This is a genomic window from Globicatella sulfidifaciens DSM 15739, assembly GCF_900167405.1.
Classification (GTDB): domain Bacteria; phylum Bacillota; class Bacilli; order Lactobacillales; family Aerococcaceae; genus Globicatella; species Globicatella sulfidifaciens.
Genome location: NZ_FUWO01000002.1, coordinates 1 through 20029 on the forward strand (window position 1 = coordinate 1; position 20029 = coordinate 20029).

A 20029-nucleotide genomic window follows, 5' to 3' on the forward strand; every position below is an offset into this window, starting at 1 on the left:
CTCTCATGAAAGTTTCATGAGTCGTTTCAGACTCTTACTATTTACTAGCTTGTATATTTATAGAGTTACCACTCTGTCTCGAATTTATATTCGGGTATGTTGTGATAATTCAAATGAATTATCCCCTACACATTTTTGGTGTTTGTCTTTGTTCAGTTTTCAATGAGCTTCGTTGTTGCTTACTTAAGCAACTCCTATATAATATCACGTTTGATTGAAACTGTCAACAAGTTTTTTCAACTTTTTTTATTTCTTTTTCAATCTTTCGTCTTGTTCGCTTGGAACTCCCTTATAGTATCATGTTATCCGACACTCGTCAACACTTTTTTTACTTTATTTTTACATTTATCATCATATTTTGATATTTGATAATACTACTATTAAAAAATTATTATGATTACAATATTATGATAGTTTATATCGCGATATGATGATCACGATATATGGTATTACTTATCTATCTCTATAAATATTAATAGAGCCGAAACTATTTTTCTCGTTTCGACTCTTATTTTTTAGCTATTTGATTAATATAAATTTGAATTACATTCTTTAAAGTTTTGATTCCATGCTATTCTTTTTTATCGCCTAAGCGAGCGATTTTTCCTTGTTGAATATAAACAGTTAAAATCGCTATATCCGCTGGATTAACACCACTCACTCGACTTGCTTGTCCTAGTGTACTTGGTTGGATTTTTTTCAAGCGGTCTCTAGCTTCTGTTGCTAAACTGTCCACCGCATCATAATCAATATCTTCTGGAATGAACTTTTCTTCCATTGATTTCATTTTATCGACTCTTTGGTTTGCCTTAACAATATAACCTGCGTATTTTATTTGAATTTCAATTTGCTCTGCTATTTGACGTTCTAATGGACCTTCCTCACGAGGTATGATTCTTATTAAATCTCGATATCGAACCTCTGGTCTTTTTAGTAAATCCACTGCTAAAATACCATCTTTTAATTGTGTTGATTGAATACTGTCTAAATAATCAACCAATCCTGGTGTTTTTGGAGTTAAACGTATATTGCTTAATCTTTCTAATTCTAGTTTGATTAGATTTTGCTTATTGATGAAAGCGTTGTATCGTTCTTGAGTAACTAATCCTAATTGATAACCCATTTCTGTTAATCTTAAGTCTGCATTATCATGACGTAATAATAAACGATATTCAGCACGAGAGGTTAACAGTCGATAAGGTTCGGTTGTGCCTTTGGTAACTAAATCATCAATCATTACTCCGATATATCCTTCACTACGTTTCATTATGAAAGGTTCTTTTCCTTGAACTTTTAGTGAAGCATTAATCCCTGCAATTAAACCTTGTCCTGCAGCTTCTTCATAGCCACTTGTTCCATTCATTTGTCCTGCTGTAAATAAACCATTAATAAGTTTTGTTTCTAACGATAATGTTAATTGATGAGGAATTACAACGTCATACTCAATTGCATATCCCGGTCTCATCAATTGTGCATTCTCTAATCCTTTTATAGAATGCAGTATTTCCATTTGAACATCTTCTGGCATGGAAGTCGATAATCCTTGAACATACATCTCATCGGTACCTAATCCTTCTGGCTCGATAAAGATTTGATGACGTGGTTTATCACTAAAACGAACAATTTTATCTTCAATCGAAGGGCAATAGCGTGCACCTACTCCTTCGACTATTCCACTAAACATCGGTGCTCGATGAAGGTTTCCTCTAATAATCTCATGTGTCATTTCATTCGTATGGGTTAACCAACAAGGAACACTGTCTTCTTTATAGTTTTCATCAGGTGTTAAAAATGAAAAATGATTAGGTTTCTCATCACCTGGTTGTATTTCGGTTTGATCAAAATCGATTGAGTTTTTATTAATTCTAGGTGGCGTACCTGTTTTAAAACGAGCAAGTTCAAAACCTAATTCTAATAAATTCTCTGATAACTTAATAGATGGCAAAGTATTGTTGGGACCTGATGAATATCCTAATTCACCAATTATGATACGTCCTCTAGAGGATGTTCCTGCAGTTAAAATAACTGCATTCGATAAATAACGCGCACCTGTTGAGGTCACAACACCTTTTACTTGATTATCTTCAACAATTAACTCCGTTACCAATCCTTGTTTTAAATCTAGATTCTCGGTGTTTTCTAACACTTGTTTCATTGATTGAGCATATAGCTGTTTATCCGCTTGTGCTCTTAAAGCTTGAACTGCTGGACCTTTTCCAGTATTTAGTAAACGCATTTGAATATACGTTTTATCGATATTGCGACCCATTTCTCCACCTAAGGCATCGATTTCTCGCACTACGACGCCTTTAGCTGGTCCACCGATAGATGGATTACATGGCATAAAAGCGACCATCTCTAAACTTAATGTTAACAATAATGTTTTACTTCCCATCCGGGCACTGGCTAGAGCTGCTTCCGACCCAGCGTGTCCCGCACCTACGACAATAACGTCATAGGAACCTGCTTCAAATTGTTTCATCTAATTTCCCCTTTTAATAAAATTCGACACTTTGTTCTATCAGTTGATTAGCGACATAAGTAAATTTTGCAGAAAAATAGGGTCTTCGATCTAAAATCCATTGTAGAAAAATATAGTCGCCTTCCCAAGTCGGTTTGTTCATAACATCTTCATAATTGACCCATTCCAAAGTACCCTCTGGACAATTTTCAATTAAATTTCCTGAAAACTCGGTGACACGGTAGACAAAACTATACCAGTCTTGGCCATCTTGTGTGAAATTTGGAAATGTTATAAATCCACATAATTCCAATTTTTCAGCAATTAATCCTGTTTCTTCATAAATTTCTCGTTTAGCACATTCTTCTGGCGTTTCACCTATTTCAAACTTACCACCGACACTGACCCATTTACCTTGATGGATATCATTTTCTTTTTTATTACGATGTAACAATAATAATTGTGAGCCATTATCGATATAACATATTGTTGATAATTTCATTTTAGCCTCTACTTTCCTAGACAGAACTGACTAAACAGTTTATTCAATAATTCATCTTGAACGCTCTCACCCGTTATTTCGCCTAAAAGATCCCATGCTTTTGTAAAATCGATTTGAATTAAATCAACTGGCATTCCCATCTCAACAGAACTTAATACTTCATTTAATGAATCAACCGCTTGATTAAGCAATGCGACATGACGTGTATTGAGTAAGTAGTTAACATCTGTTGATTGAATTTCACCAGCAAAAAACTTTTTTTCTATTGCAGCTTCTAAAACTTCGATGCCTTGTTCTTCTATCATAGAGGTTGCAATTAATTCATCTTGTTTAATATAAGGACTCAAAGATTCCATCGTCAATGCAGGTTTTAAATCTTGTTTGTTTAATAAGATTAAGCGATTCATGCCATTCGTTGCTTCAAGTAATTCTTTGTCAACCGGTTGTAATGTCTCAGATTGATTTAATATTAAGATAATCAAATCGGCCTGTTCTATCATTTTACGCGATTTTTCTACACCTATTTTCTCTACTACTTCATCCGTTTCACGAATGCCTGCAGTATCAATTAATTGTAATGGAACACCTCTTACGTTGACATATTCCTCTATGATATCACGTGTTGTTCCTTCTATATCAGTAACAATCGCTTTATCTTCGCCTATTAATCGGTTTAAAAGACTCGATTTCCCAACATTTGGACGACCTACAATAGCGGTTTTAATACCATCTCTAAATAATTTCCCTTGTTGAGCTTGAGATAAAATATTTAAGATTTGTTTCTTAACAGCCAATCCTGTTTCTTCAAGTTGCTTTAATGATAATTCTTCTACATCATCATATTCAGGATAATCAATGGTTACTTCTACTTGTGCTAGTGTGTCTAACATATTTTGTCTCAAACTACGGATTTTTTTCGATAAACTTCCACTTAATTGATTCACAGATGCGCTCATGGCCTTACTAGTTTTAGCTTGAATTAAATCCATCACCGCTTCTGCTTGCGATAAATCAATTCTTCCATTTAAAAATGCGCGTTTGGTGAATTCTCCTGGTTCGGCTAATCGTGCCCCTTGTTTTAAGACCAGCTCTAATATTCTTTGAACGGCCATTATGCCACCATGACAATTTATTTCAATAATATCTTCTGTCGTAAATGATCGTGGTGCACGCATGACACTCACCATAACTTCATCCATTATCTCGTTATTATGAGGATCAATTATATGACCGTAATTAATGGTATGTGATGCGACTTTTTGAAGATCTTTACCTTTAAAAATTTGATTAGCATATTGAATTGCTTCAGACCCACTTAAACGTACAATCCCGATAGCACCTTCCCCTAAAGCTGTGGAAATAGCAGCAATTGTGTCTAATTGGTACATATCATCACGCTCCTTCTTAAAATATAAAAAAGTGCCTAAACTACCCCTATTCATCATAGGAGTAGTTAGCACTTTGACTGCTTAGTATTCATTTCGATTGAATTATACAAAAAATAGTTTCAGAATGCAACTATCGAAATCGATAATTGTTGTGGAAACACTATTATTTCCTAAAATACAATGGGAGTGGCCAAGATGTAGAAAATCAAATGATTTTTACTTCATCTGTTCAATCCTCAAGTTGAGTCGGTCTCAAACGGATCTTTAAAACATAGCTTAACGCCACTCAAACATTGGCATTGTCATTATCAAGCAAAAATTGATTGAAGTTATCATTTTTGCCTCGCCACCTTTATCATAATTATGAAAACGATTGGTTAATATCCGTTTTCCACATGTCATTAGGATACCATAATCCACCATCAGGATAACTTATGGTATTAGGGGTCATGCCTAGACCGTTAACTGTTAATTGAACAGCTTCCACACCATAATGTTCTATCATGGTCATGACAATCGCTGGAATAACACCTCGTTCTGTCACTTCATTTTGATTCATAGCCGCAACAATTCCCGGTGTAAAATCGACATTAATATAATAAGTTTCTTTATTAATTTTATTAACTGAAATATCTGGTGTTATCCAACCTAATGTTTGAAATAATTTTGTGTAAATATTAGCTGATTCTTCATTCGTTTGAAACTTTATGGGCGCCACATCATCTACTAATACCAATTTATTATCTACTTGTTGTGGTGCTTTAATCGGAATTTGTACTTGAAAATAACTATTCTGACTAATGCTCGATAGGACTAAGCTATCATCTGGATTAATTTCAGCTACAATCCCCAAACCTTTAGCAAAATATTTTTTTTGTTGGCCATCTTGATAAGCAACTTCTACTACATCTTGATAAGTCGATCCGTTTATATTTACTGTTTCATATAAATTAGTGATACTGGCTATTTCTTCAGACGACATTTCCCAAGAATTTCCTTTTTGGATTGGTGCTTTTAAAATTATGTTGGATCTTTCTGTCGATAAATTAGATAATTGATTACTTGGAATATTGGTGCCTTCTCCAACACCTAAATCACTGATTTGTTGTTCATCCCAAGCATAATAGTGATTTGAAATGGATGTTGGTTTTTGTTCCCTAACTTGCATCATTTTTAAATTACCATCAACAAACTCCATATATCGAAAAAATTCTTGATCATTCTCAATATATTGATTAATTTGATTAGGTTGTATCGGGATAAAATCAACGATATCATCAAAATTCATCGGCTCATCATAAGCTACTTCATTTGTAATCTCAATATTTACCGTTTTTTCTTCTCCCTTATTTTTGTGGGACGCTTGTTCAATATTTTGCTTTTCCGTTATATAGGCTTGTCTTTCTTCACTTAATCGAATCATCGGCTCTTTACTACAAGCACTTAAAAATATAATGGATAAAAGAATAATAACATTTGGATGTTTCATTCAATAAATCCTTTCTAGATAAAATACGACGTATTTAAATTATAATATTCTTTATAACAAATCAATTTTACGTAAATTAAGCTATAATTTCAAGCTTTAATCTGTTGGAAGAACCTTAACGAATCAAACCTTTATTATTTTATTGAAAAAAAACATCAAAAATGGTATGCCTACAAAAATATTTTCATGTTATTGAAAATGAATTTACCAGGCGCAATGAAACTGAATAAAATAACCATAAAAACTTCTCCAAGGAATTGAGGTCTCAACAACATTTAGTGACGAGCAAGTTCTTCCACAATAAAAAGATGAGTTTATTTGGTATTTTATTTACTACATCCATCTTTTAATGTTGTTTTGGGAATGGGCCAGAAGTAGAAAATTGAACAATTTTCGCTTCGTCAACCCACCCCCGCACAGTTGGGAGTGGACTAGAAGTAGAAAAGCGAATGATTTTCGCTTCGTCAACCCACCCCCGCATAGTTGAGTAGGCCTCAACCTGCGTCTTTCGACTTGTTTGAGGCCACTCAACCACTGCGCTTTTAATTATCGCAAAATAATTTGATTGTATTTATAAAGTTTATGCTCAACCTCGTTTTTGCAAAGAACCACTAACAAGCCATACCGGCAAAATTTATAATCCCCAAAGATACTATTTTTACTTAAAAAGCACTGAAAGTACTTAGTTCAGTACCATTCAGTGCTTATATTGATAACTAATTATTTTAATCGTTTTAAAACAATTGTCTCGTAAGGAGATAATTTAACTGATTGATTAACCACTTCTGCAGAGCCATTTCCAATCATTTTTTCTGCTGTTTGATTAAAACCGTCGGGTAATTCAACTTCAACTTCACCAGCATAAAAATGACTTAAAACTAAAATTTCTTCCGTCTCAGTGGTTCTCAAATACGCCATCACTTTTGGATCATCGAGTAAAATCCCTTGGTAAGTTCCATTAATTAAAGCATCTTCGGTTTTTCTTAAATGGATTAATTGTTTATAATATGCAAATATTCCATTCGGATTATTGAGTTCTGCTTCAACGTTTACTGTTGGATAATTACTTGCTACATCTAACCAAGGTTGACCGGTAGTGAAACCAGCATTTTTCGACTGATCCCATTGCATAGGTGTCCGACTATTATCACGTGATTTCGCTTGAATAATAGCCATCACTTTGGCATCATCATACCCTTTTTCTAACATAATCTGATAGTTATTATGGGTTTCAATATCATTATACTCTGAAATTGTTTGATAATTAGGATTAGTCATCCCAATTTCTTCACCTTGATAAATGTAGGGCGTTCCTCTTAAAAATTGAATCGTCGTTCCTAACATTGTTTGCGTCTCATAAGGATATTTTTCTACATCGCCAAAGCGACTATTTGAACGTGGTTGATCATGGTTATTTAAGAATAGTGCATTCCAACCCTCACCATCTGACATCCCTTGTTGCCATTCATCTAAAATAGCTTTTAATTCAATGAAATCAAAAGATGGATTACTCCACTTTTCACCCTCTTCATAATCTACTTTTAAATGATGGAAACTGAAAATCATTGATAATTCATTTTCTTGTGGATTAGTATAACGAATTCCGTTTTCAACGGTAGTTGAAGACATTTCTCCAACTGTCACAACATCCTCTCTTTGACCGAAAGTCGCTTGATTCATTTCATTAATCCATTTATGTACGATTGGCGTATCCGTATAAAGTGACTTTTCTTGTGATGAACCAGGTTGTTCACTATCAATCAGCTCAGGGTCTTTTCCTATCACATTTAAAACATCAAAACGGAACCCTTTTACCCCTTTGTCTAACCAGAAACGAACTACCTTGTATAATTCTTGTCTCACATTTGGATTATGCCAGTTTAAATCAGCTTGTGTTACATCATATAAATGTAAATAGTACAAATCTGTGTCACCAAATTTTTCCCAAGCGGGTCCACCGAATTTAGATTCCCAATTGGTAGGCAAAGACCCATCTGCTTTCAATGGACGTAAGTAGTAAAAATCTTGATAATAAGGATCTCCTGCTAAAGCTTTTTGAAACCATTCATGTTCTGTTGAGGTATGATTAAAAACCATATCTAACATTAAATCAATATTGTGATTTTTAGCCACTGCTACCAATTTCTCAAAGTCTTCCATGGTACCAAATAACGGATCAATTTCAATGTAATTACTAACATCATAACCATTATCATTTTGTGGTGATGGATAAAAAGGATTCATCCAAATCATATCGATTCCTAACTCAGCTAAGTAATCAATTTTCTCTATAATCCCTTTCAAATCTCCAATTCCATTACCATCAGTATCTTTAAATGATTTTGGATATAATTGGTAAATTACTTTTTCTTTAATAGACACAGAATTTCCTCCTATATTAGTTGACTATGCTTTTTTTGAACCTGTAAATAAGTTGGCTTTTTTAAAGGTAATTGTCAATACTAATGGTAAAATGAATGCGACAGCCATACAAATAATAAATGAAATCATCGTTTCCGGTGTAATTACTAAGAATCCTGGTAAACCACCTACCCCAATTGAAGTTGCTTGAACGTCAAAGGTTGTACATAATAAACCTGCAATACCAGAACCGATCATAGCAGCCACAAATGGATAAACATATTTTAAAGTAACCCCAAACATTGCAGGCTCAGTAACACCTAAATATGCTGACACAAAGGAAGGAATCGTTACTTGAGATTCCTCTTCATCATGACGCGTTAACCACCAATAGCCAACTACTGCTGAACCTTGGGCGATATTAGATAAAGCAATCATTGGCCATAAACCAGTTGTTTTTGAAGCAGTATCGGCAATTAATTGTGAATCGATTGCATTGGTCATATGGTGTAAACCAGTAATAACTAATGGCGAATACAAAGCACCAAAGATTGCACCAAACAACCATTTTAACGGTCCAGTTAATCCTGCTAATACCACTGTAGAAATAATATTTCCTAACCACCAACCAATTGGCCCCAATACAGTATGAGCTAAAATAACAGCTGGTAATAATGATAAGAATGGTACTAAAATCATCGATAACATTTCTGGAACATGTTTACGCCAGAATTTTTCTAAATAACCTAATGCTAAACCAGCTAACATTGCTGGAATCACTTGTGCTTGATAACCAATCATATTTAATTTGAAGAAACCAAAATCCCATTGAGGCACTGTCCCTTCAGCTAATGCATCTGCGGCTCCATAAGCATTTAATAATTGGGGTGATACTAAGGTTAAACCTAATACAATCCCTAAAATTTGAGTCGTTCCCATTTTACGAGTAACAGCCCAAACAATCCCAACTGGAAGGAAGTGGAAAATAGCCTCCCCAGGCAACCATAAGAAATGATTGACACCACTCCAAAATTGACTAACATCCGTAATAGTATTCCATACAGGTTCACCCGCAGCATTGGTCAGAGCGACGCCATCTACAACTTTTTGTCCTAAGGCTTCAAAACCGACACCTTCTAAAACATTACGGAAGCCTAAAATAAGCCCCCCAACAATAATGGCTGGAATAATAGGTGCGAAGATTTCAGCTAAGAAAGCCATCGCTTTTTGCAATTTGTTTTGATTCTTCTCAGAAGCACGTTTAACATCTTCTTTAGAAGCCTCTGAAACACCTGATAAACGGGCAAAATCTTTATAAAACTCTGAAACAGCATTTCCAATAATAACTTGGAATTGTCCTGCTTGAGTAAACGTCCCCTTAACAGAAGCTAATTTTTCAATATCTGCTACCTTAGCTTTTGCTGGATCAACTAAAGCAAATCGCATCCGTGTTGCACAGTGTGTCACAGCTGCAATATTATCTTTACCACCAACTAAGTCAAGTAATGCTTTTGCATCTTGTTCAAACTTAGACATAATATGTCCCCCTTTTTTATTTTAACCTCTTACGAACAATGTAAGCGTTATTATAATAAGTATATAACATTTTAGTAGGTGAAACAATCTTATTTACTATAAATAGTTATTATAATAATAAGGTTTATGGCTTATATTCAACCACTAAATAACGATTAGGGTCACGACCTTCAGAATGCGTCTCAATATGTTCAACTTTACTTAAATAAGCATGAATTTGCTTACGTTCATAACTTGGCAGTGGATCTAATACAACTGAGTGTTTTGTTTTTAAAACTTCTTTTGCTGTACGTTCAGCAATTTGTTCTAAAACATTGGCACGACGATTACGATAATCCCCAATATTAAGAATAACTGATTGACGACGTTTATCATATTGGTGGACCATAATTTGAGCCAATACTTGTAATGAGTTAATAATCTTACCGTGTTTCCCAATAATTAAACCTGATTTATCTGTTTCGATATTAAAAATAAGTTGATTTTTTTGACGTTCAACCGTTATATCCGCTTTTGCTCCGTAATCATTAATAATGTTTTCTAAATATTCGGCTACTTTTTGATGTTCAGCCATTAAATCATCGTGATTATTGATCTCAGTTTCTGCCTTGTCAGCAATTGACTCTGAATCTTTCAATGGAGTTTTAGCTGCTTTTGGTTTTTCAACCTTTGCCGGCTCAACTTTTTGTTCTTGCTGTTGTGGTTTTGCTTTTGATTTTTTTACTTCTTTTTTAATAGTTGGTTCGGGTGTTTTCGTACGATCGATTAGCTCATCTTTTTTTTCTTCTACTTGCTTTTCAATTTCAGCTGTTAATTCTGAAATGGAGGCATTTTTAGAAATTTCAACGATGGCATCTTGTTTTCCAAAACCGAATAATCCTTTTTTCCCCTCACTAATAATGTTGATATTAGCTTCAGATTCAGAAATATTTAATTTAGTCAAACCGATTTTAATCGCTTTTTCAACTGATTCAGCTCTAATTGTAGTACTATGTTCCATTCTGATTCGCTCCTTACTATTTTTTTACGCGTTTCAATGCTTTGCGCAAAGCACGTTGTTTTTCTTTTTCAGCTTGTAGTTTTGCTTCACGTTCTGCAATAATTTTATAAGGATTATTATAAACAAATGTTTGAATTAGTGTAATCGCATTTGAAACAACCCAATATAAAGTAACAGCACTTGGTAATCCAAGAGAAATTAATAAAATAAAGGCTGGCATGATATACATCATCGTTTTAACTTGGCTATTTGGATTTTTATTACTTTTCATTGTGAAGTATGAATTCGCAAATGTTAATACTGCTGCCAATATCGGTAAAATAAATAATGGGTCCATTTGTCCTAAGTTAGTCCATAAAAAATGTCCTTGTTTTAATTCAGGGGTACGACTAATTGATTGATAAAGGGACATCATCACTGGTAATTGAATTAATAAAGGTAAGCAACCAGCAAACTGATTAACACCATGTGATTCTAATAATTGTTGTTGTTCTTCTTGCGCTAATTGCATCGATTCACGGTCACGATTTGGATATTTTTCTTTGATTTTATCTAATTCTGGTTGTAATGCTTGCATTTCACGTTGTGATTTTAATTGCATTTTGGTCAATGGAATTAATAAAGCACGAATTAATATCGTAAAAATAATAATCCCAAGGGCATAACTACCGCCAAATAAATTTGATAACCAAATAATAAATTGTGACAGGTTATAAATAATATAACGATCCCATAAATTAGTACTTTCAGCACTAATTGGTTCGTTAACATTACCACAGGCGGTTAACACTAAAACTATCGATAACAATAGGATAATTTGTAACCATTTTTTATAATTTTTCTTCATATAGGTCTACTGCAACTCCTCTAACTTTTTGATATCAATAATTGAGGCAATTTTCATAACATGAACCAATGATTTTTTTATTTCATAAAAATTACGATTGACTATATCTTTGCGAGCTATTATTAAATAATCATATTCATTATTGATGGCGGGGGATAATTCATGAATCGCATGTCGTAGTAATCGTTTTATTTTATTTCTCTGTACCGCATTTCCCATTTTTTTACCAACCGATAACCCTACACGAAAATGTACTTGTCCAATTTTAGGGTACACATAAAGTACTAACTGGCGGTTAGCATAGGAAGTTCCATTTTGAAAAGCATCTTGAAAATCCTTTTCACTTTTTACACGATATTCTTTCTTCATTTTCTACCTCATCTTATACTTGACTCAATTATTCACTTTTCATTATAACGAATTTTATCGTAAAAAAAAATACAAATAGACAAATAAAAAAAGTTACCACGAAACGTAGTAACTTTTTTGCATTATGCTGATAATTTTGCGCGTCCTTTTTGACGACGTTTTCTTAATACACGACGACCGTTTTTAGTACTCATACGTTTACGGAATCCGTGGACTTTTTTACGCGTTCTCTTTTTTGGTTGGTAAGTTCTTTTCATTATGGCACCTCCTAAAATCTAAACCTTTATGTCAATACCTAAAACATTTTAATGAAGTATTGGCTAAAAGTCAAGATGCTATTGTTGATTTTTAGGAATAAAAGCGACATTTTTTAATATTTCAATAAAGTTATCAACAGATGATTATTGCGTTGTGCACAACTTATTTTTTATTACGAGCTTTGCACATCATTTTACACAATTATGCACATATAAACAGGTCAAATCTTTTTTAATTATTTATCCACAATTTCTGTGCATAACTCTAACAATATGTGTTATAATAAGCTCGTTAGTTCCATATTATCCACAGAACCTTGTGGAAATTATGGACTTATAAACAGTTATCCACAATTTTTATTAACATGTTGATAACTCTTTTGTTTAAATGTGGATGATTCTATTATCATTGTTATCCACAATTTATGTTATAATTTTACTTACAAAGTAAATTATTAAGTGAGGTGAAGAAATGATTGATAAAGAAGAATTTTGGCAAGGTGTCACGAAATATTTAAAAGAAATTTTATCAGATTCTTCTTTTTCTAATTGGGTTAAACCAGTTAAACCATCTAGAATTACAGAAGACACAATTTCTCTAACAGTTCCCAATAATTTAATCAAAACGCGATGGGAAAAGCATTTAGCTGGCTATATCCTTCAATACAGTTTGGAATATTATGGTAGAGAAATTTCGCCTATTTTCATCGTAGTAGGTGAGGTCGCAAATATTGATTTTCCAGTCGACCCCCCCAGTATGAACCCTGTTAAAGGGAATAACTATGCTTCTGGTTTAAATCCAAATTATACCTTTGATACATTTGTTGTTGGTGAAGATAATAAAATGGCCAACGGTGCAGCGTTAGCTGTATGTGATAGTCCTGGGAAAACTTATAATCCATTCCTTATTTATGGCGGTGTTGGTTTAGGTAAAACGCATTTGATGCATGCGATTGGTAATGAAATTAAAAGAAAAAATCCTAATGCGCGGATCAAATATGCAACGACTGAAACCTTTACCAATGATTTCATTAATAGTATTACCCATAATAAGACCGAACAATTTAAAAAAATGTATCGTGATGACATTGACGTTCTTTTAATGGATGATATTCAGTTTTTATCCAAAAAGGATAAAACACAAGAAGAATTTTTCCACACCTTTAATGATTTATTCAATGCTGGAAAACAAATCGTTTTAACATGTGATCGTCTTCCTAACAATATTGATAGCTTAGAGGAACGTTTAATTTCTCGATTTAAGTGGGGCTTATCTACGGATATTACCCCTCCTGATCTAGAAACTCGAATTGCGATTTTAAGAAAAAAAGCTTTAAATGATAATTTAGACATTAACTCAGAAGCATTAACTTATATTGCTAATAATGTTGATTCTAATATTCGTGAGTTAGAGGGGGCTTTATTAAGAGTTATTGCCTATGCAGCTATAAGTGGGGAAGAAATTACCACTAATTTAGCAGCAAAAGCCCTAAATGCCTTAATTGGTTCCACAACTGAAAAGGAAACGAATATCAATGATATTATTACAACTGTCGCTAAGTTTTATTCCATTACTGCTGATGATATCAAGGGTTCAAAACGGGTGAAAAATATTGTGTTTCCACGTCAAGTTGCGATGTATTTATCCCGTGAACTCACTGATTTATCTTATCCAAAAATCGGAGAAGATTTTGGGAATAAAAATCATACTACTGTGATGCACGGATACGAAAAAATAGCCGAATTAATTGAATCAGATCCACAAGTACGACAAGAAGTAAAAGAATTAAAACAAAGAATAAAAAATTGACCTGTGGATAACTTTTAAAGATATCAAGAGACAATCCACAAAGTTTTAGACAGGTAGAATGCGTTCATAATAAGCTCTACCATGATTTATCAACATAATCAACAGCACTTATTACTAATACTATTATATATATAATAAACTATATATTATTAAAGGAGTTCCAAATGAAATTTTCTATTAAACGATCTATCTTTTTAAATCAATTATCAAATGTAACTCGAGCGATACCTGGTAAAGCTACGATACCTATTTTAACTGGCGTTAAATTAGAATTAACTAATGATCAGTTAACATTAATTGGTAGTGATTCTGAAATTTCTATTGAAAGTATTATTTCAGTAAACGATGATTTAAATGAATTAGAAATTGAAAAAACTGGTAGTGTCGTATTACCTGCACGCTTATTTAATGAAATTATCCGAAAATTACCAACTAATAAATTAACGATTGAAGTAAACGATCAATATACAGCTACCATCACATCTGGCCAAGCAACATTTAATGTGATTGGTGTTGCAGGAGACGCTTATCCTAAGTTACCAACAGTAGAAACTACAAACGGTATTAGTCTGCCTTCTACTACTTTTAAACAATTAATTAATCAAACAATCTTTTCTGCTTCAAATCAAGAGAGTAGACCTATCTTAACAGGACTTCATCTCATTAATAAGGGCTCATTTGTTTCAGCTATCGCAACCGATAGCCATCGATTAAGTAAACGAGAAATGCCCTTCACTAATGAAGTTAGCGAAACTGAATTCGAATCGATTACTATACCTAAAAAAACGATGTTAGAATTAATGCGTATTGCAGAAGATGAACAAGATTTGACGATGATTATTTCTCATCAACAAGTTATTTTCTTATTAAATGATGTTACTATTTACTCTAGATTATTAGAAGGAATGTATCCTGATGCCGAACGTTTAATTCCGACAGAATATCAAAGTGAGATTGTCGTAAATTCAACTGAGTTTTTAAATGCGATTGATCGTGCTTCATTAATGTCACGTGAGGGGAGCAGTAATGTCGTACAAATGACGATTGAAAATGGGGAAGTAGTATTATCCGTTCGTGGAAATGAATTAGGAAAAGTAGCGGAAGTAATTGAAACTAAAAAAATCGAAGGAAAAGATATTAAGATTTCCTTTAACCCAGAATATATGAAAGATGCATTAAAATCATTTGATGGTTCTGATATTTCTCTTCAGATGCAATCAGCTGTAAGACCCTTATTATTACAATTAGATACACCAAGTGAAATTGAGAATAATCGTCTATTACAGTTATTAACTCCGATTCGTACACATTAAAATAATAAATAATGAGAATGGGCATAAACTTGATAATTTTAGTTAAGATTATTTTTCGTTAATTAAGAGCGCAGTGGTTGAGTGGCCTCAACCTGCGTCTTTCGACTTGTTTGAGGCCTACTCAACTGTGTGGGGGTGGACAAACGAAGCGAAAATCATTCGATTTTCTACTTCTGGTCCACTCCCTTTTTTAAATGTACAATTTAAGTTTATGCTCTGTTATTTTACAAATAAAAAACGGTATTAAGAGTGGTTTTATTGAAGTTTACCTTCATTCTCTTAATACCGTTAATTTGATTTTATATAATTTTAATTCTGATTTAGCTTTTGACGATTATCACGCTCTTGAATCAGAGCAATATATTCTTCTAAAACTAAACCATACTTATGGATGAATTCGGCATGTTCAACACCAACATATCTAAAATGCCACGGTTCAAAATTTATTTTAGTTATATCTGTTTTTCCTTCTAAATATCTTAATATAAAACCATAATGATGAGCATTTTCAGCTAGCCATTGAGCTGAGGGTTCATATTGGTAACTCACATATAATTCATAACCAAATTCAGCTCCTAATAAATCTACCGCTAATCCAGTAGTATGTTCACTACCATTACTTGGTGCAACATACTGATCCGTCATGTATTGCGCATCGGCTTCGCTATAACCTTCGTATAAATAACTATTAAAACGACTTTCATAGTTAAAAGCTTGTTCAGCAATACTGCGATATCCTGAAATAAAATTATAATAATAACCTACCTCAGCAGCTGCTGCACGCATTTCGGCTAAAGGGGCAGCCATTGCTTCGTGATAAGGTTGGCCATTTTCAGAATAAACAAAAGGAATGTAAGGATCGTATTCTAATAAATTATCGCGGTTAACTAAAAATAATAAAGGATTATCTATACTCGCTGATTCTGGCAACTCTTTAATCAATTGATCAATGGTTATCGAATCGTCACTTGGGCGTATAGCCTCAACATCTGGCAATTGATAAGTAGTCTCAGTTTGTGCGTGAATGTTCGAAACGCATAAGATACTTAACATAAGTAAAAACAAAGTAAAAATTTTATTTTTCACAATATTCTCCTTTAATAATGAATTGTTTTTAGTATATCATAAACTTTTTAATTAGAGAATGGGCAGGATTTTTACTTTTTTCTAAATAAAAACGTTTTCTTTTAGGGAAAATTATTCTTCGATGCTTTATTATTTAAAAAAAGATACTTATTTTTAATAATAAGGTTAAATAAACAAAACATACTAAATTTACTTCCTTTTGTAATAGCGCCTTTTTTTTTAGAATTATTTGTGATTTTACGATAAAAGATGTATAATTTAAGATATAGCTAATTATAAGATTGACAAGAAATAATAAAATGAATAGGTGAGTTCATGGAGAAAAAGATAATTAAAATTGAAGAGGAATTTATAACTTTAGGTCAATTATTAAAGTTTGAATCCATTATTTCAAGCGGTGGTATGGCTAAATGGTATCTAAGTGAATTTCCGGTAACCTTAAATGGCGAACCTGAAAATCGGAGAGGTAAAAAATTATATAATGGAGATGTGATTTCATTTTTAAATGAAAAACTTGAAGTAACGATTTCATCTCCAATACAAAAAAATGAAAATTAAAGAAATTGAATTAATTAATTATCGTAACTATCGCCATGCAAAACTAGAATTTAATGATGGATTAATTATCTTAACAGGAGAGAATGCCCAAGGTAAAACCAACCTCCTTGAGGCAATTTTTTTATTGTCTTTAGCAAAAAGTCATCGTACTAATCGTGACCAAGAAATGGTTTTTTGGGATGAAGAACATGCCATTGTTAAAGCCATCGTAGAAAATAAATCTTATGAATTTCCATTAGAAATTATTTTAAATAAAAAAGGGAAAATTGCTAAAATTAACCACATTGAGCAAGCTAGATTAAGTCAATTTGTGGGTCAATTGAATGTAATTTTATTTGCTCCAGAAGATATGCAATTAATAAAAGGATCTCCTTCACTTCGTAGACGTTTCTTAGATGTCGAAATTGGACAATCACAACCGGTCTATTTAAATGAACTACAGCAGTATAATCGAATCTTAAAACAACGTAATCAGTATTTAAAACAATTTGGTTATTCTAAACAATTCGATGAACTATTTTTTGATGTCCTCACAACGCAATTAATTGAAAAAGCAACAAAAATTATTCACTATCGTGCGCAATTTATTCAACAATTAGAAAAATTAGCGTTTCCTATTCATTATCAATTATCAAACGAGCGTGATCAATTATCACTTAAATATCAGGCAAGTAGTTCAAAATTAGATTATGATTCCCTTTCAACGTTATCGCAACAATTGACAACCCTCTTCAAACAATCTCTTAAAAGAGAAAAAGAAACCGGTGTGACAGCTTATGGCCCCCATCGAGATGATTTAATATTTTATATTAATAATCAGCCTGCTCAATTTTTTGGTTCTCAAGGACAACAACGGACGATCGTGTTAAGTATTAAATTAGCCGAAATTGAGTTGTTTAATCAAATTCGAGGGGAATATCCTATCTTACTGCTAGATGACGTTTTATCGGAATTAGACGATCAAAGACAATTGTTACTTATGCAACAAATTGAAGGGAAAGTGCAAACTTTTTTAACTACAGCAACGATACATGGGCTAAAAATACATCAATTAGAGGACCCGCAAATTTTTTATATAAAAAAGGGCTCTGTTTCAATCAATAATGAAATAATTCAACCAGATAAGGAGTAATAAAATGACAGAACAACAACAATATAATGCTGATCAGATACAAGTTCTAGAAGGACTTGAAGCCGTTAGAAAAAGACCAGGGATGTATATTGGTTCAACAAGTGGTGAAGGATTACATCATCTCGTATGGGAAATTGTCGATAACTCAATTGATGAGGCTTTGGCAGGATATTGTACTCATATTGAAATCATTATTGAAAAGGATAATAGTATTACTGTCATCGATAATGGGCGTGGAATTCCAATTGATATTCAAGTGAAAACTGGTAGACCAGCTGTTGAAACAGTCTTTACTGTCTTACATGCGGGTGGTAAATTTGGTGGTGGCGGTTATAAGGTTTCCGGAGGACTTCATGGGGTAGGTGCTTCTGTTGTTAATGCCCTTTCTTCTTATTTGACCGTTGAAGTGTCCAGAAATGGCAAGATTTACCAACAAAAATTTGAACGTGGAAAAATATTAGATGATTTAACCGAAATAGGTGAATCAACCGAAACGGGAACGCGGGTAAACTTTTTACCAGATTCTACTATTTTTAGAGAAACAACTGATTTTAATTATGCTAAATTAATGCAAAGAGTGCGTGAGTTAGCCTTCTTAAATAAAGGATTAAGACTGACCCTTACAGACGTTCGTGATGAACGTGAACAAGAGGATAGCTTCCATTATGAAGGTGGGATTAAAAGCTATGTTGAATATTTAAATGAAAATAAACAGGCAATTATAGAAGAACCCATTTATTTAGAAGATGAAGCTGAAGGTATTCAAGTCGAAATTGCGATGCAGTATACGGATTCATATCATACTAATATTTTATCATTTGCCAATAACATTCATACACACGAAGGTGGAACGCACGAAGCAGGCTTTAAAACAGCTTTAACTCGTGTCATCAATGATTATGCAAGAAAGTCTAATTTGCTGAAAGATAATGATGAAAATTTAAGTGGTGAGGACGTGCGAGAAGGTCTCACTATAATTTTGTCAGTTAAGCATCCAGATCCACAATTTGAAGGGCAGACCAAAACCAAATTAGGTAATTCAGAAGTGAGAACCATTACAGACCGGATTTTCTCAGCTGCTTTTGAACAATTTTTAATGGAAAATCCTAAAATTGCTCGAGTTATTGTGGATAAAGGTATTTTAGCTGCTAAAGCAAGAATGGCAGCTAAACGTGCACGAGAAATGACCCGTAAAAAGAATGTTCTAGAGATTGCTAATTTACCAGGTAAATTGGCAGACTGTTCAAGCAAAGACCCAGAACAATCAGAATTATTTATTGTCGAGGGTGACTCTGCGGGTGGATCAGCTAAACAAGGACGTTCGAGAATGTTCCAAGCCATTCTACCAATACGAGGTAAAATTTTAAATGTTGAAAAAGCTTCAATGGATAAAATTTTAAATAATGAAGAGATACGGTCATTATTTACAGCAATGGGAACTGGTTTTGGTGGTGAATTTGATGTTGCCAAAGCACGTTATCATAAATTAATTATTATGACCGATGCCGATGTCGATGGGGCTCACATTCGTACTCTCTTGTTAACGCTTGTTTTCCGCTACATGCGTCCATTATTAGATGCAGGTTATGTGTATATTGCTCAACCGCCTTTGTATCAAATTAAACAAGGGAAAAAAGAAACCTATATCGAAACGGAAGAAGAATTGCGCGAATGGCAAAAAGAAAACCCTGATGCACGTTATTCTTTACAACGTTATAAAGGTCTTGGGGAAATGAATTATGAACAATTATGGGAAACGACAATGAATCCAGAAAATCGCCGTATGTTAAGAGTGTCAGTTGAAGACGCTCGTGAAGCAGATCAAGTTATGGATATGTTAATGGGAGATGAAGTAGGACCACGTCGTAATTTCATAGAAGAAAATGCTGTTTTTGTTAAGAACTTAGATATCTAGAAAAC

The 20029-nt window shown here is 33.3% G+C and carries 16 protein-coding genes; 5 read left to right on the forward strand and 11 right to left on the reverse strand.

Features of this window, described 5'->3' with window-relative positions:
- Window positions 1-571: 571 nt before the first annotated feature.
- From mnmG to rpmH, 10 genes are all read right to left on the reverse strand, one after another.
- Complete coding sequence (gene mnmG, locus B5D12_RS01130; protein WP_078755103.1) at window positions 572-2482, reverse strand: tRNA uridine-5-carboxymethylaminomethyl(34) synthesis enzyme MnmG; 1911 nt, start codon at window positions 2480-2482, stop codon at window positions 572-574.
- A gap of 13 nt (window positions 2483-2495) precedes the next feature.
- Window positions 2496-2963 carry an NUDIX hydrolase gene (locus B5D12_RS01135; RefSeq protein ID WP_078755104.1) on the reverse strand — a complete coding sequence of 156 codons (468 nt, stop codon included), beginning with the start codon at window positions 2961-2963 and terminating at the stop codon, window positions 2496-2498.
- A gap of 8 nt (window positions 2964-2971) precedes the next feature.
- Window positions 2972-4351 (reverse strand): tRNA uridine-5-carboxymethylaminomethyl(34) synthesis GTPase MnmE, encoded by a 1380-nt coding sequence (gene mnmE / locus B5D12_RS01140; RefSeq protein WP_066126857.1) that lies wholly within the window; start codon window positions 4349-4351, stop codon window positions 2972-2974.
- A gap of 361 nt (window positions 4352-4712) precedes the next feature.
- The gene (locus B5D12_RS01145; protein WP_078755105.1) at window positions 4713-5840 is read right to left on the reverse strand and encodes a hypothetical protein; all 1128 of its coding nucleotides are present in this window, start codon (window positions 5838-5840) and stop codon (window positions 4713-4715) included.
- Between the two features lie 720 nt (window positions 5841-6560).
- Window positions 6561-8222, reverse strand: a complete 1662-nt coding sequence (gene treC / locus B5D12_RS01150) for an alpha,alpha-phosphotrehalase (RefSeq protein ID WP_078755106.1) — start codon at window positions 8220-8222, stop codon at window positions 6561-6563.
- 24 nt (window positions 8223-8246) lie between these two features.
- Window positions 8247-9737: a PTS system trehalose-specific EIIBC component gene (gene treP / locus B5D12_RS01155; RefSeq protein ID WP_078755107.1), complete on the reverse strand. Its 1491-nt coding sequence runs from the start codon at window positions 9735-9737 to the stop codon at window positions 8247-8249.
- A gap of 124 nt (window positions 9738-9861) precedes the next feature.
- A complete protein-coding gene (jag, locus tag B5D12_RS01160; RefSeq protein ID WP_078755108.1) occupies window positions 9862-10737 on the reverse strand; it encodes an RNA-binding cell elongation regulator Jag/EloR in 876 nt (291 codons plus the stop codon).
- A 16-nt stretch (window positions 10738-10753) separates the two neighbouring features.
- A complete protein-coding gene (gene yidC / locus B5D12_RS01165; protein WP_078755109.1) occupies window positions 10754-11584 on the reverse strand; it encodes a membrane protein insertase YidC in 831 nt (276 codons plus the stop codon).
- Window positions 11585-11590: 6 nt separating this feature from the next.
- Window positions 11591-11953 (reverse strand): ribonuclease P protein component, encoded by a 363-nt coding sequence (gene rnpA, locus B5D12_RS01170; protein ID WP_066126814.1) that lies wholly within the window; start codon window positions 11951-11953, stop codon window positions 11591-11593.
- 122 nt (window positions 11954-12075) lie between these two features.
- Window positions 12076-12210 carry a 50S ribosomal protein L34 gene (gene rpmH / locus B5D12_RS01175; protein ID WP_066126812.1) on the reverse strand — a complete coding sequence of 45 codons (135 nt, stop codon included), beginning with the start codon at window positions 12208-12210 and terminating at the stop codon, window positions 12076-12078.
- A gap of 472 nt (window positions 12211-12682) precedes the next feature.
- Between rpmH and dnaA the strand changes: the two genes are divergently transcribed.
- Together dnaA and dnaN are read left to right on the forward strand one after the other, a co-directional pair.
- Complete coding sequence (dnaA, locus tag B5D12_RS01180) at window positions 12683-14020, forward strand: chromosomal replication initiator protein DnaA (RefSeq protein ID WP_078755110.1); 1338 nt, start codon at window positions 12683-12685, stop codon at window positions 14018-14020.
- Between the two features lie 164 nt (window positions 14021-14184).
- Window positions 14185-15333: a DNA polymerase III subunit beta gene (dnaN, locus tag B5D12_RS01185; protein WP_078755111.1), complete on the forward strand. Its 1149-nt coding sequence runs from the start codon at window positions 14185-14187 to the stop codon at window positions 15331-15333.
- 309 nt (window positions 15334-15642) lie between these two features.
- Here the strand turns inward: dnaN and B5D12_RS01190 are convergent, their stop codons facing one another.
- Complete coding sequence (locus B5D12_RS01190) at window positions 15643-16419, reverse strand: M15 family metallopeptidase (RefSeq protein WP_078755112.1); 777 nt, start codon at window positions 16417-16419, stop codon at window positions 15643-15645.
- A gap of 315 nt (window positions 16420-16734) precedes the next feature.
- Here B5D12_RS01190 and yaaA point away from each other — a divergent pair, with 315 nt between their 5' ends.
- Genes yaaA through gyrB form a run of 3 tightly spaced genes read left to right on the forward strand, consistent with a single transcriptional unit; the run spans window position 16735 to window position 20024 of the window.
- Entirely contained in the window at window positions 16735-16977 is a 243-nt protein-coding gene (gene yaaA, locus B5D12_RS01195; RefSeq protein WP_078755113.1) for a S4 domain-containing protein YaaA, read from the forward strand.
- Window positions 16967-18109, forward strand: a complete 1143-nt coding sequence (gene recF / locus B5D12_RS01200) for a DNA replication/repair protein RecF (RefSeq protein WP_078755114.1) — start codon at window positions 16967-16969, stop codon at window positions 18107-18109. The genes yaaA and recF overlap by 11 nt, the downstream gene beginning before the upstream one ends.
- 4 nt (window positions 18110-18113) lie before the next feature.
- Entirely contained in the window at window positions 18114-20024 is a 1911-nt protein-coding gene (gene gyrB / locus B5D12_RS01205; protein ID WP_078755115.1) for a DNA topoisomerase (ATP-hydrolyzing) subunit B, read from the forward strand.
- Window positions 20025-20029: the final 5 nt, after the last annotated feature.